The sequence below is a fragment of the Halobacteriovorax sp. genome, assembly GCF_041587335.1.
Lineage (GTDB): Bacteria > Bdellovibrionota > Bacteriovoracia > Bacteriovoracales > Bacteriovoracaceae > Halobacteriovorax.
Genome location: NZ_JBFGYP010000002.1, coordinates 1 through 12,548, shown reverse-complemented (window position 1 = coordinate 12,548; position 12,548 = coordinate 1). Strand labels below are relative to the sequence as shown.

General features: G+C 34.4%; 13 protein-coding genes. 7 read left to right on the top strand and 6 right to left on the bottom strand.

The features are described 5' to 3' along the window. Positions 1 to 27: 27 nt before the first annotated feature. Positions 28 to 714, top strand: coding sequence for a glycerophosphodiester phosphodiesterase (locus ABX784_RS00585; RefSeq protein WP_372651354.1), 687 nt, complete (start codon positions 28 to 30; stop codon positions 712 to 714). Here the strand turns inward: ABX784_RS00585 and ABX784_RS00580 are convergent. Both ABX784_RS00580 and ABX784_RS00575 read right to left on the bottom strand, forming a co-directional pair. Beyond that, a complete protein-coding gene (locus ABX784_RS00580; RefSeq protein ID WP_372651352.1) occupies positions 701 to 844 on the bottom strand; it encodes a hypothetical protein in 144 nt (47 codons plus the stop codon). The genes ABX784_RS00585 and ABX784_RS00580 overlap by 14 nt on opposite strands. 54 nt (positions 845 to 898) lie before the next feature. Further along, positions 899 to 2,176: a sensor histidine kinase gene (locus tag ABX784_RS00575; RefSeq protein WP_372651350.1), complete on the bottom strand. Its 1,278-nt coding sequence runs from the start codon at positions 2,174 to 2,176 to the stop codon at positions 899 to 901. 77 nt (positions 2,177 to 2,253) lie between these two features. On the opposite strand from ABX784_RS00575, the gene ABX784_RS00570 reads away from it, so the two are divergent. From ABX784_RS00570 to ABX784_RS00550, 5 genes are read left to right on the top strand one after another with little or no spacing between them, the layout of a single operon-like run. Next, positions 2,254 to 3,528 (top strand): acetyl-CoA C-acetyltransferase, encoded by a 1,275-nt coding sequence (locus tag ABX784_RS00570; RefSeq protein ID WP_372651348.1) that lies wholly within the window; start codon positions 2,254 to 2,256, stop codon positions 3,526 to 3,528. Positions 3,529 to 3,530: 2 nt separating this feature from the next. Then, positions 3,531 to 4,469: a CBS domain-containing protein gene (locus ABX784_RS00565; RefSeq protein ID WP_372651346.1), complete on the top strand. Its 939-nt coding sequence runs from the start codon at positions 3,531 to 3,533 to the stop codon at positions 4,467 to 4,469. A 30-nt stretch (positions 4,470 to 4,499) separates the two neighbouring features. After that, complete coding sequence (locus ABX784_RS00560; protein WP_372651344.1) at positions 4,500 to 5,051, top strand: hypothetical protein; 552 nt, start codon at positions 4,500 to 4,502, stop codon at positions 5,049 to 5,051. Between the two features lie 54 nt (positions 5,052 to 5,105). Further along, the gene (recQ, locus tag ABX784_RS00555) at positions 5,106 to 7,025 is read left to right on the top strand and encodes a DNA helicase RecQ (RefSeq protein WP_372651342.1); all 1,920 of its coding nucleotides are present in this window, start codon (positions 5,106 to 5,108) and stop codon (positions 7,023 to 7,025) included. 16 nt (positions 7,026 to 7,041) lie between these two features. Beyond that, entirely contained in the window at positions 7,042 to 7,605 is a 564-nt protein-coding gene (locus ABX784_RS00550) for a hypothetical protein (RefSeq protein ID WP_372651339.1), read from the top strand. On the opposite strand, the gene ABX784_RS00545 is transcribed toward ABX784_RS00550, so the two are convergent. Further along, positions 7,602 to 8,321: an NAD-dependent deacylase gene (locus ABX784_RS00545; protein WP_372651332.1), complete on the bottom strand. Its 720-nt coding sequence runs from the start codon at positions 8,319 to 8,321 to the stop codon at positions 7,602 to 7,604. The two genes, ABX784_RS00550 and ABX784_RS00545, sit on opposite strands and share 4 nt — an antisense overlap. 333 nt (positions 8,322 to 8,654) lie before the next feature. Next, on the bottom strand, positions 8,655 to 8,792 hold the full coding sequence (locus ABX784_RS00540) for a hypothetical protein (protein ID WP_372651330.1): 138 nt from the start codon (positions 8,790 to 8,792) through the stop codon (positions 8,655 to 8,657). A gap of 228 nt (positions 8,793 to 9,020) precedes the next feature. Between ABX784_RS00540 and ABX784_RS00535 the strand changes: the two genes are divergently transcribed. Further along, positions 9,021 to 10,193 (top strand): helix-turn-helix domain-containing protein, encoded by a 1,173-nt coding sequence (locus ABX784_RS00535; protein ID WP_372651328.1) that lies wholly within the window; start codon positions 9,021 to 9,023, stop codon positions 10,191 to 10,193. A gap of 37 nt (positions 10,194 to 10,230) precedes the next feature. Here the strand turns inward: ABX784_RS00535 and ABX784_RS00530 are convergent, their stop codons facing one another. Both ABX784_RS00530 and ABX784_RS00525 read right to left on the bottom strand, forming a co-directional pair. Next, positions 10,231 to 12,108 (bottom strand): AgmX/PglI C-terminal domain-containing protein, encoded by a 1,878-nt coding sequence (locus ABX784_RS00530; RefSeq protein WP_372651326.1) that lies wholly within the window; start codon positions 12,106 to 12,108, stop codon positions 10,231 to 10,233. Positions 12,109 to 12,125: 17 nt separating this feature from the next. Further along, positions 12,126 to 12,548: tetratricopeptide repeat protein (locus ABX784_RS00525; protein WP_372651324.1), on the bottom strand; the 423-nt coding region annotated here is incomplete at its 5' end.

Sequence of the window (12,548 nt, the reverse complement as noted above, 5' to 3'; positions counted from 1 at the left end):
ATGGAGAAAATACTTAAGGAGATTAACTTGTTTAGTGGTACAAAAATGCTTGGACATAGAGGCGCCAAAGGTGAGAAGCCAGAGAATACAATTGGAGGTATTACTTACGCCCTAAATCTTGGATTAAAGGCCATTGAGATTGATATTCATTTAAGTTCTGATAATAGATTGGTTGTTATTCATGATGACACTTTGGATCGGACAACTAATGGTACTGGTAAAGTGAAAGAGGCCACAAGTACTGATATCAGGGCCCTGGATGCTGGAGATGGAGAAAAAGTTCCTTACCTAGAAGAGGTTCTTGATTTATTAAATCAATATTCCTTCACTCTATTTATAGAGGTCAAAGCAGTCGGCTGTGAAAAGTTACTTACAGAGATGATTAACGAAAGAGAAATTCATCACAAAATAGTAGTAAAATCATTCAATCATAGAATTGTTAAAAAAGTAAAAGAAATAGCACCGAAGATTAGGACTGCTTGTTTAATCTATGGTTTACCTGTTAATGCAGTAAATATAATTGAAGCTTCTAGAGCAGATGGTATCTCAATATCTGTCTCTACTGTTGACCAGGCCCTAGTAGAGCTTTGTCATCATCATAATTATAGTGTTACGGTTTGGAATGTTAACAAAGTCGAAGATTTAGATACTTTTGTACAGATGGGCGTTGATTATATCGGAACTGATTTTCCGTCAATTGTTACTCTTGAGTAATTACTGAGAAATGATTACTCTCTTCATTATCTAATAGTAGATTTAGCTCATCATCTCTTTTATCTACAGTTAATATGATGAATGCATAGAGTTCTAAAAAAATATCATGTAAGTGTCCTATTATTTTCATTTTTTTCTCCTGTTAAGATCACTATACATATCTTTTATTTGCACTTAATTAGGTTCATATTCTTATCGTGTTATTTTTATCATCCGTAACAACAGGAATGGTTACGACAAATGTTGTATGCTTTTCTCTTGTGTCTAGAGTGAGTTCTCCACCGAGGTTTACGAGATTATTTTTACTTATACTTAGGCCAAGACCAGTTCGGTTTGTTTTATCTGTAAAGTAAGGATCAAATATTATGGTTTCTTTTTCTCTTGGAATGCCTTCTCCACTATCACTTATTTTAAAGATAAGAAGACCAGTCTCTTCCTCAATATTAATAACAATCCATTTTCTACCAACTGTTAATACGGCATCGTAAGCATTGTTAATAAGATTTAAAAGGATATGACCTAGTTGAACCGGAATTTTATAGTTATCTATATCTTTAACTTCATTTTTAACTTTGAATTCTATATTTGAGTAGTTGAGCTTGGTCTCACAAAGAGTCATAATATTTTCAAATATATAATCTAAAGACTCGCTTGGTATTTCATTCTCATTTTGTTGTGCTCTTGAGAGATTCTTCATAGATTTAACAACTTTGGATATTCTCTCCGACATTGTAAGAATTTTATCGATAGAGTTTTGTATCTCTATATTTTCGTTAGATTCTTTTTTTATCTTCTTAGCCTTCACTTTCAAGACAGTAAGTGGGTTATTGATTTCGTGAGCGATCCCTGAAGCGAGTTCACTTAGTTCAATATTTCTTGAGGAACTCAAAATACTCATTTTTTGATCTTCAATTTTATTCATCATTTCTTCGCGCTTTCTGCCATGACCAATGCAGAAAATAGTACTTGTTACTATTACTGAAATATAGATGAGTACCTTTGATATTGGAGATAGTTGCTCTGCTGGCATATTTATAAAATTAAGTAATGGAAACTGTTCTGTGATAATTATAAAAATTAATGAAATAATACAAATGGTATAAGTTCTTTTCTTACTTAATAGAAAGGACGAAACAACAGGTAAGATAGTAAACCAAGCGATTACTGGTGAGTCTATTCCTCCAGTAAAGCTTGCTCTTGTGTAGATTGGTAAAAATGAAAAAAGAGCAGTGAAGTATATGGCATTATCATACTCTTTTGATCGCTTTATATAAGTGAGTAGGGAAATTAAAGCAATAAGATATAAAAGGATGGTATAATTAGAGACATCATTAGAGTTCATCAAAAAGAAATCTGTTATGAATCTTATAAATAGAATTGTTGCGGCAAGACTAATCCCTAGAACTGTAGCCTTTTTCTTCCATGTCTTTTCTCTAATACTGTCTACTGATACATTATTCATAAGGCTTATATCGGTAGTTAGTAAATATTGTTTATAGAATAATTTGGATTTATATCATAGTTTTATACGAGGTTATTATGTCAGAAATTAAAAGAGTATGTATTATTGACGGTTCTAGAATTCCTTTTTGTCGTTCAGGCTCAAAGTATATGGGACTTTCTAACAAAGAATTAATGAGTACTGCGATGAAAGCACTTGTTTCAAAACTTTCATTGCAAGGTAAAACTGTTGGTGAAGTATCTTTAGGCGCGGTATCTAAACATGCAGCAGATTTCGCTCTAGCAAGAGAGTGTGCAATAGAAAGTGGTCTTTCATTTGATACTCCAGCTTTTGACATTCAGATGGCGTGTGGAACCTCTCTAGAGGCCGCGGTACTCCTTGGTAATAAAATTGCTCTTGGACAAATTGATTGCGCAATAGCTGGTGGTGTAGACACTAATAGTGATGTTCCAATTGAATTTTCTAAGAAGTTTTCAGATAGACTTCTAAGATTAAATGGAGCAAAAACATTTGGTCAAAAGTTATCAGTTCTTAAAGGATTTTCACCAGGAGAGCTTTTACCTAAGCTTCCCGCTGTGAAGGAAGCTCGTACGGGTAAATCTATGGGGGAGAGTTGTGAGGAAATGGCTAAGAGATGGAAGGTTTCTAGATTCGAACAGGATCAACTTGCTCTAGAGTCACATCAAAAAGCAGAAGCTGCTTACCAGGAGGGATTCTTCGACGACCTTATCACTCCTTGTGCTGGAGTAAAAAAAGATAATATTGTTCGTGGTGATACCTCTTTAGAGAAGTTGAACAAATTAAGAACAGTTTTCGATAAAAGTTCTAATGGAACTCTTACGGCCGGAAATAGTTCTCCTTTATCCGATGGCGCTTCTTGTGTATTTCTTTGTAGTGAAGAGTATGCAAAAGAAAATAACTTAAATGTCATGGCGTACCTATCTTACTCTCAATCAGCAGCTGTTAACTATATAGATGATGAAGGTCTTCTTATGGCCCCTGCGTACGCAGTTCCAAAAATGTTGAAAAATGCAAATATGTCATTACAAGATTTTGATTTCTATGAAATTCATGAAGCCTTTTCAGCACAGGTTCTATGTACCTTAAAGGCCTGGGAAGATGAAAGTTTTTGCAAAGAAAAACTTGGACTTGAGTCGGCCTTAGGAACAATTGATAGAGATAAGTTAAATGTTAAAGGTGGAAGTGTTGCTCTAGGGCATCCATTTGCTGCTACTGGAACAAGAATTCTTACTTCTTTAGCAAAAATGCTTAATCAAAATGGATCAGGTAAGGGACTTATTTCAATCTGTACAGCAGGGGGAATGGGTGTGACAGCAATTCTTGAGAAATAAATATGCTTGATTCTTATTCTGATAAATTTAGGGTAATAGAGAGAGAGGAGTTTTCGACCCCTCTCTCAGAGCTTAACCTTGCAGAGATTAAACTTTTTCCTAGAAGTACATTAATTTACGAGGCCGTTGAAATAGCAGCGTCTAGCAAGATAAGTACTTTTGCTATTGGTGAAGAGAGAATCGAAGGTATCGCTACAGAAGATGAGTTTTTAAAGTACATTGGTAGCAATTATGAAGAAAAAAAGAACGGAACACTTGCTGATATAGCAGATTTTTCTCCACGCGTATTAGATATCAACCAAACCATACTAGAAGCGATTTTAACTATGGGCTCTAAGAAGCTTAGGCATATGCTTGTACAGGATGGTGAGAAGGTTAGAGTTCTTTTACTTAAAGACCTTCTTCGATTTGCCTCGAGTAGGTTTGAAAAAGATTTAGACGGGTATGATGTTAAGGTTAATTGGTCTGAAAATGGAGTCTACTTACAAGAGCGGACTAACTTTGATGAATCAAGTGAAGATGAGCTAGATTTAACAACTCACATCTTTGAAACTCCTATTCGAAAAGTAATGTTTAATGAGGCCATCTTCTGTGATGTATCACTAAGCTTGGGTGAAGCCGTTAGACTAATGAAAAAAGAGCTTACCTCAAGTATTATTCTGATGGAGTATGAAACTGAGATGAGAGGTATATTAACCGCTAGAGACTTATTAAATAAGTGCTACGGTCAAGTTAACCTTGAAAATACCCCCGTATCTGAGATTATGACCGCAGCTCCTCATAAGCTTTTAGAGCAAGAAGTCCTAGCTGTGGCAATAAAGAACATGAATAAATTTAAATATAGAAATGTGTTAGTATGTAATCAGGTAGGTTACCCAATCTCAATTGTCTCTATTTTAGAAATATTGAGTTTTATTTGTTCAAAATTAAAAACAGATTAGCTTGTATTAGTTAATAACAATTTGGACTTTATGGATATTGATCAGATATTTTTTCATTTAACATATGCTTTCCTCTTACTAAGTGCGGTTACAAAGCTGCCTCAAATTACAAGAATTCTTCAGGTCTTCACTGTGTTAGCACTAGGATCTTTTTTAACTCTAAGCTCTAAAGACGGGATTACATGGCAAGTCTGGTCAAGTTGTGTTGTTCTATGTCACCTATTTTTTTGGAGAAGCTATAGCTTAATAAATAATGAATATGAAGATGTTGAAACAGAAGTATGGAACGAGTACTTTGAAGATGTATCTGATGAAGACTTTCAATTATTAATAGATTCATCTGAGTGGAGAAGCTTTCACTTTAACAGTACTATAGTTGCGGATAAAGACTACTTTGTTTTAAAATATAATGATGAACAGTGCACTTGGAAGAAGTTGATGCAGGGCAGTTCTTTAATAAACTCTAAAGATGATTTGAAGCTATTTGTAGATGTTGAGTCTCTCCGAGAGGCAAATCCACTATTAGAGACCACAATCTTACATATTCTTACAAAATCCTCTCCGACAAGTATGGCCTCTTAAGTTTTTTCCATCATACTCTAGTCCTTCAATATTCAGACATGTTAGTATTTATGCATGAATGATTCTGATCAATTTGAAAATTTAAGTTTCTCATTTTTTAATGCAGATAAGTACAAAGACAGTGCGCTGGAAGTTCTTAAAAGTGTATTTGGGCATAGGGAGTTTCGTCTTCATCAGGAGAAAATCATTAATGAGATCTTAGAGGGCAGAGACGTCCTCGCTCTTATGCCTACAGGCGGTGGGAAATCTCTTTGTTATCAAATTCCAGCCCTTGTTAGAGATGGTGTAGGGATTGTAATTTCTCCTCTTATTTCTCTTATGGAGGATCAAGTTTCAACTCTTAATGAGATGGGTGTTAGGGCCGCATACTTAAATAGTTCTCTTTCAAGAGATGAGGGAAGAGAAATTGAAGAAGACCTCATAAATGAAGAGATAGACCTACTGTATCTTGCCCCTGAGCGCTTACTTCAACCTTATACGTTAAGACTGCTCTCTTCGCTTAAAGTTTCTGTTATCGCCATTGATGAGGCCCATTGTGTTTCAAAATGGGGACCAGACTTTAGGCCAGAGTATATGAATCTATCTATTTTAAAAACTAGCTTCGAGGGAGTTCCTCGTATTGCTTTGACTGCAACAGCAGATATAAACTCACGTAAAACTATCGCAAAAGAGCTAGGACTTGAAAATGCGAGAGTATTTCTAAGTAGTTTTGATCGAGAAAATATTTCATACGAAATAGAACTTAAAAATGATGACCCACAAATACAGCTATTAAATTTTTTAGAAAGATTTGATGTTGAAGATTCTGGAATTGTATATTGCCTTTCTAGGCGTAAGGTAGAAGAGACTGCGGCCTTTTTATCTGAGAATGGTTTTGTTGCCTATGGCTATCATGCAGGAATGAGCTCTTCTAAAAGGAAGAAAGTTCAAAATGAGTTTCTTTCTAAGGAGGGAGTCATAATTGTTGCAACTATTGCATTTGGAATGGGGATTGATAAACCTGATGTTAGATTTGTTGCTCACTTAGATCTACCTAAGAGTATTGAGTCTTATTATCAAGAAACAGGTCGGGCGGGAAGGGACGGACTTAGTGCCTGTGCTTGGATGGTTTATTGTAGAAGAGACTCCGCTGTATTAAAGCATCTAATTAGGAAAGGTACGAGAAGTATTGTTCAAAGAAGGGTGGAGGAACACCATGTTGAACTGATGCTTGGGTTATGTGAAACAACTAGGTGTAGGCGAGAGGTTGTTCTTAATTATTTAGATGAGGATTATCCTGAGTACTGTGGAAATTGTGATATTTGCCAAGGCTCTCTTGAAGGAAAAGAGTTACTCGATATTACAGATGAAATGGTTATATATCTAAGCTCTATCTATAGAGTTGATCAAAAAATGAGTATTGAGTTAGTTCTGTCTTTTCTAATGGGTGATGAGGATTTCAAGTATCAAGAGTATATGAACTTGCCAAACTTTGGACAAGGCTCCGGGGTTTCGCTTGCCAAGTGGAAAGAAATTCATAGAAATGCACTCGCTTCTGGGCTAGTAGATGTAAAGTTTGATAAAGGCTCAGCTCTTGTTTTAACAAAACGAAGTCTTAAAGTTCTTGAAGGTGAAGATAAAGTCTTTATGAGGACAGACCTTACAAGATCAACACCTCCAAAGATAAAAAAGGTCTCAAAACCAAGAAAGAAGAGAGCTTCTAGAAAGGCGAGGACTCCCAGAGTGAAAAGCTTTTCTCCTGCCACTGACTTCACAATGGATACTCAAGAAAGAGTTTTATTTGAAAAGCTAAGAGAGCTTAGGAGGTCTATTGCGAAGACTAAGAAAGTTCCTGCTTATAAGATATTTCACGATACGACGTTACTTGAAATAGTGAAGAATAGACCAACAAATGCTAAAGAGTTTTCAGAGCTTCATGGTGTTGGTAGGGCCAAGTTAAAGAAGTATAGTAAAAAGTTTATGGACCTACTTTAAATTGATCAGGAGTTTTATGTTAGAAAAAATTCTTTTACTCTTGATTACAATAGCTTTAAGTTCTTGCTCTATCTTTAATGCAGGTACTGTTCATTTAAAGTACAGTGATATAGATGCTGGAATTGAAGGGAATAAGTATGAATTAAAAGAGAAGCTAGGAAACGTATCTGCTTCAATTAGACAAGTAGAGCATCCCAAGGGACTTAGAACATGGGATTACCTAGTAAAACTCTCTCCAAGTCTTCATTTCGATAGATTCAACTTTGAGCCCATCTCTTCAGTTAATACGAATTTAAAATATAGAAGATTATCAGCTCTAGGAAATTTAAAGGTTGGCTTCTTCACTCCAATTGGTCAGTTTGTTTTTACTGCTGGCTTTGGAGGTGGAATTTATAGCTTAGATGATGGTCATGGCCTTGATACAATCAAAACTAGAGAGATAAGAAAGTTTGACCTTGCATATAATGTTTTCTTAAGTGATCGAGTATTCTTAATGATGGGACCAAGGTATTACAAAACAGCCTTTGAACAATATACCTTCATTTTTAGAATCGGATACTTTTGGGGTGATGTGCCCTAAGGATTCAATATAATTTTTACGAGTCTAGGCACTTCTATTGTTGAAGGTCCGGTGAGTTGAGAATCAAATAGTCTTGATTGTTTCGTTGGAACAATATTTTGCTCAATAGTTACTGCTCCGTGGTGCTTAACCTCTGAAACAAATGCAGCTGCAGGATAAACTTCTCCTGATGTTCCAATTGAAATAAATAAATCACAAGACTTTAGCTCTTCTTCTATGTCGTCTAACCTGTAAGGTACTTCTCCAAACCAAACGATGTGAGGCCTTAGATTTCCGGCCTCTCTACAGCATGAACAAATAGTACTTTGATTAAGCTTTCCTGAGATACTAAATACTTTAAGTGACTTTTTACAGTGCATTTTTAATAGTTCACCGTGCATATGTATAATATTGGTTGAACCTGCACGTTCGTGAAGATCATCTACATTTTGAGTGATTATTGTTACTTTTCCTTGAAATTTCTTCTCTAGTCTGGCCAATGCTAAGTGGGCTTCGTTTGGATGGACTTCCTCAGACTGGAGCTGATCTCTTCTAGCATTGTAGAAATCAAACACTAAGTCTGGATTTTTCTTAAAGCCATTTAAAGATGCTACTTCCATAATATCATGACTTTCCCAGAGTCCATCTTGATCTCTGAAGGTTTTTATTCCTGATTCGGCAGAAATACCTGCTCCAGTTAAGATGACAATGTGTTGAATATTATTTGGTATAATCATTTAAAAATATTAACAAATAATAATTAACATATCGAGTAATAATGAGTGTTGTAGAAGAAAACATAGAGTTAAAAAAGAAAAAGAAGTTCTACCTTTATAAGAGAAGCCTATTATTCAGTAGTATATTTTCAATCTTCATTTTTATGGCCACAGTGACATCTCTCTCGTTTCTGAGAGTAGTTATGATGAAGGACATGGATATTATATTATTTATAAGTATTGTTACTTTAGTAAGCTTTATATTGAAGTTCTCTCTAAGGAGTTTTCAGTACAGACTTAATAAAATTGGTGTGTATTTAATAGAAGCTCTAATTGTCGCTTTTATTATTCATTTTATTTTAAGAATCGAATTCCTCCTAGGTTTATAGAAGCAATACTTGTTGGGCCAACCTCTTTAGTATTCACATTTTTCAATGACTTATTGATAGAGCAAGAGGTCGTAAGCAGTATCGTTAATATTAATATCTTCATGATATATCTCCAGACAGCATCATGCTGTATTGTGTTGTAAGATGCTAATTTGATGCCAAAAAATATCTAATTATTTCAAATTGTTACGTTGAGCACATTGTCACTAGTTCATAACGCACCTTTGTAGAGAACTATTAGAGAAAGTATTTGACGATACCTTATAAGTGTTTAAAATCATGACCTTAGATTTTCTGTACTACAACTTAATGAATCTCTTATATAGGTAATATGCAAAATAAAAAGAACAGCCCTCGAGCAACTAGAATAAATAAGAATCTCGTTAGAAATAAAATTAAGGATGACTCTCAATTAGACCTTCTTACTTTCATTTCAAACGAGTCTATTGCTGTTTCTAGAGGTTCTAATGTTAGAAGTATAAGAACAACTAAGGCCCCAAAAATCTTAAGTAGAGGAAAGAAGTATTCTCTTCCTATCAATGTAGATAGAGGTAAACTTTTTTCAAACTTCATTTGTGGAGAGTCTAACTCTAGAGCATGCTCTGTGTTGAAGTCTATGTTAAGCCAGTCTAATTTAGACTTTCAGGCCATCTATATTTGTTCCATGAGTGGGCTAGGTAAGAGTCACTTACTCTATGCAGCAGCGAATTCATTATTTGAAAAGTCTACGAAGAAAATTTGCTACTTTCATGGAAAAGAGTTTGTTTATAACTTCGATGCAGAAATCGAGAACCTTGCTGAAATTAGCACTGTCTTTATAGATGATTTAGATGAGCTAACATATGATACAGGTCTTCAAGATAAATTTGCACGTAATTTTGATTTGTTAAAAAGGAGTGGCGTACAAATTGTAATGGCCGGGTCCCTTTTGCCAAAACATATGAAGATGGCAATACCTAAGTTTTCGACAAGAGTAGGTAGTGCTCTAGTTGAAAAAATTAATAAAATTGATAGAGATTTAGCCGCTAAGATTTTAGAGAACCTCTCTGAAGTTCATAATTATAGACTAAGTGCTGATGTAAGTGACTTGTTAGTAGATTGCTTTCATTATCATGTATATGGGCTTGAAAGCGCTTTATTAAAGCTTAAGAGCTACAGTGAAACATTTAGTAGTAATGTTGATATTAAAATAGCACTGAAAGAACTTAAAATTCTAGGTCCTGTGTTAGATAAGAATATAAATTCAAAAAAAATAATTTGCAGAGTATGCGAGTTTTATAAGATTGATATTGAAGACCTTTTTTCAAAGAATCGTAAAAAAGATGTAGCGTTTGCGCGCCATGTTTGTATGTATATCTTAAAAGATCGCAATGGCCTATCACTTTCAAGGATTGCTAGATTATTCAATCGAGATCATACATCTGTACTTTATGGTGTAAATAAGATTATTACTGAGATTCAAACAAATAATAATATCAGAAAAGATATTCACGAGCTTGTATAACTAAATAGACCTTCATCCTTGAAGGTCTGTTGAATGATTAAATCTTTGATTTCTCAGAAAGGAAGTTAAGTGGTTGCTTAACATCAACAACACCACCACCCTTAGGTTTAGGAAATTGAATTAGTTTTAAAACACCAGTCATACAATTTGTACCTTTGCTAGAAAACTTAGAACCTTTCGTCTTAATTTTAACTCTTTGTGCTTTACCTACAGAGTTAATTCTAAAGTGTAAGTCCATAACACCTTTAGCATGCTCATTTCTGTATTCAAGTTCTTGTTGATAACAGTGTTTGAATTGTGGTAAATATTCTCTTAAGATCTTTCTTAAAAGCTCTGGGTCCATAGAACCAAGAACTACCGCTTTTTGATCAGTATAAGTTGTATCAATTCCTGATTTACTTGCTAACCCTTTTGACCCTGATGATGAATCAAAACTACCCTTGAAGTCCTGACCTAGTCCAGATGCCGCATTGTTGTTTGCAGCTTTTATATCTGAAGTTGTTGCACTTTTTGCAGAACTTCCAACTGCTGCTGCTGCATTAGAGTTTGTATTTTTAACTACCTTTGCTGATTTAGAACCAGTATTTCCAAAAAATGATGCCATTGACTTGTTCATTTTGAACTTAAAAGATTTGAGCTTTCTTTTACTCTTGATGTTTTTAGATTTAGCTGCGGCCTTCATTTGTTTTTTTACAGGTTTAGATGCTTTCTTCGTTTTACTCGGCTTTTGTGTATCTTGTTTCTTAGCAAATTGAGGTTTTTTATCATTTTGTTTTTCTTTTTTTACACCAGTATCCACTTCAGTCTTACTAACTTCACTAGATGTTTTAGAATTATTCTTTTGCTCGGCTTTTACTGCTGGTCTATAGATAACTGCAACTTTCTTTTCTTCTTCTTGTTGAGGTAGGTCAATGAATAATAATAGTAGCATCAAGCTCATAACAACAGAAAAGACTTTCGCTGTTTGTTTTTTGAACTCTCTATCGCGTCCAAAGAAAGGTGTATTTCTTAAATGTGGAGGCGCTTCTGATACTTTTATTAGAACTTGTGTTGTCCCATGAGTGTAAGAGATCACTTCATTTTCTTTTAAGTTATGATCATTTTCTATTTCTTCTGAAGTCAGTAGAGATGTACATTTGTGGTTATCAATGCTTTTTACAACAATCTTTGAATCATCAATACTTATTAATGGAATATTCTCATCACTATTAAAGCTTGGTAATAGGAAAGTATCTTTTTTTCTATCATGTGCAGAAACTCTTAAATCTCCATTTTTTAACGGAAAGTAATCAACAGATAGGGCGGTTCCCATTGATAATACTGTAACTTGGATTGCCTTTGAATCATTTTTTCTTGCTATTGGTATAAATTCTTTTGTTTCATCAACTTCAATAAAAGAGTTAGTATCAAGTGTATGAACTAAGTTTAGATCTTCTACTGGAGTGTATTCTGTTTCATCAAACTTAATATCACAGTACTCACCGTCTATGATTACAAGGCCAGGAACTGGAGGTAAAACCGGGGTAGGTTGTTGTCCCTCCAGATCCTGGATTGTATGAACATCCATATCCTCATCTTCAATGATCGACTCATTCCGTTGAAGTTCATTAATTATTTCATCTAAATTAAATATTTCTTTAGCAAATTGAACACTATCACCTGGATAGATAGTTCCACTTTCAATTGACTCGGAGTTTATGTAAGTTCCATTGTTACTTTCTAAATCTATTACCTTAGCGCCGCCTTCATGATTTAAGATCAATATAGCGTGGTATGCTGAAATACTTGAGTGGTCAATTATGATGTCACACTTCTCACTTGATCCAACAAGTAACTTTTTCTTCGTAAGCGTGAACTCAAGGTTATGTCCAATTAACCTTAGTTGACTATAGTCTTTAGATTTTGACTGCAACACGATTTACCCCATTTTTATTAGACTTTCTTTGCTTCCTTTCTGTCGTTTTCTTCCTTGATTCTTTTTAGTTCAATATCTATTTTCTTTGTTATGACTTTTGTAGCAGAATTTATTTCTTCTATAATTGTTGGTTTTTGTGCTCCAATAATTGCTTTTGCTTCTACATATTTTTTTAATTCATAATAAAGTAGCGCAACATACAGAGATATATCTTCTCTTCTTAGGTCCATGGAGTCGAACCTCTTTGACCACGAGTAGGCCTTATCAAAGTTTCCTTGTGCAATTTCGATTGTCATTATCGAAAAAATTAGATCTATATCATTTGAATTTTTGTTTACTAAAGGATTGATAAGATCTTTCGCTTTTTCTAAATGATTGAATTTAATATATACCTGAGCAAGATTATACTTTGGTATATTTGACTTAGGAGATAACTTAAT

Bases quoted from the DNA above. Each gene is read 5' to 3' on its own strand.
- ABX784_RS00560 (WP_372651344.1), top strand. From the start codon at position 4,500: ATGGATATTGATCAGATATTTTTTCATTTAACATATGCTTTCCTCTTA.
- ABX784_RS00535 (WP_372651328.1), top strand. From the start codon at position 9,021: ATGCAAAATAAAAAGAACAGCCCTCGAGCAACTAGAATAAATAAGAAT.
- ABX784_RS00570 (WP_372651348.1), top strand. From the start codon at position 2,254: ATGTCAGAAATTAAAAGAGTATGTATTATTGACGGTTCTAGAATTCCT.
- ABX784_RS00575 (WP_372651350.1), bottom strand. From the start codon at position 2,176: ATGAATAATGTATCAGTAGACAGTATTAGAGAAAAGACATGGAAGAAA.
- ABX784_RS00550 (WP_372651339.1), top strand. From the start codon at position 7,042: ATGTTAGAAAAAATTCTTTTACTCTTGATTACAATAGCTTTAAGTTCT.
- recQ (WP_372651342.1), top strand. From the start codon at position 5,106: ATGAATGATTCTGATCAATTTGAAAATTTAAGTTTCTCATTTTTTAAT.
- ABX784_RS00545 (WP_372651332.1), bottom strand. From the start codon at position 8,321: ATGATTATACCAAATAATATTCAACACATTGTCATCTTAACTGGAGCA.
- ABX784_RS00565 (WP_372651346.1), top strand. From the start codon at position 3,531: ATGCTTGATTCTTATTCTGATAAATTTAGGGTAATAGAGAGAGAGGAG.
- ABX784_RS00580 (WP_372651352.1), bottom strand. From the start codon at position 844: ATGAAAATAATAGGACACTTACATGATATTTTTTTAGAACTCTATGCA.
- ABX784_RS00540 (WP_372651330.1), bottom strand. From the start codon at position 8,792: ATGAAGATATTAATATTAACGATACTGCTTACGACCTCTTGCTCTATC.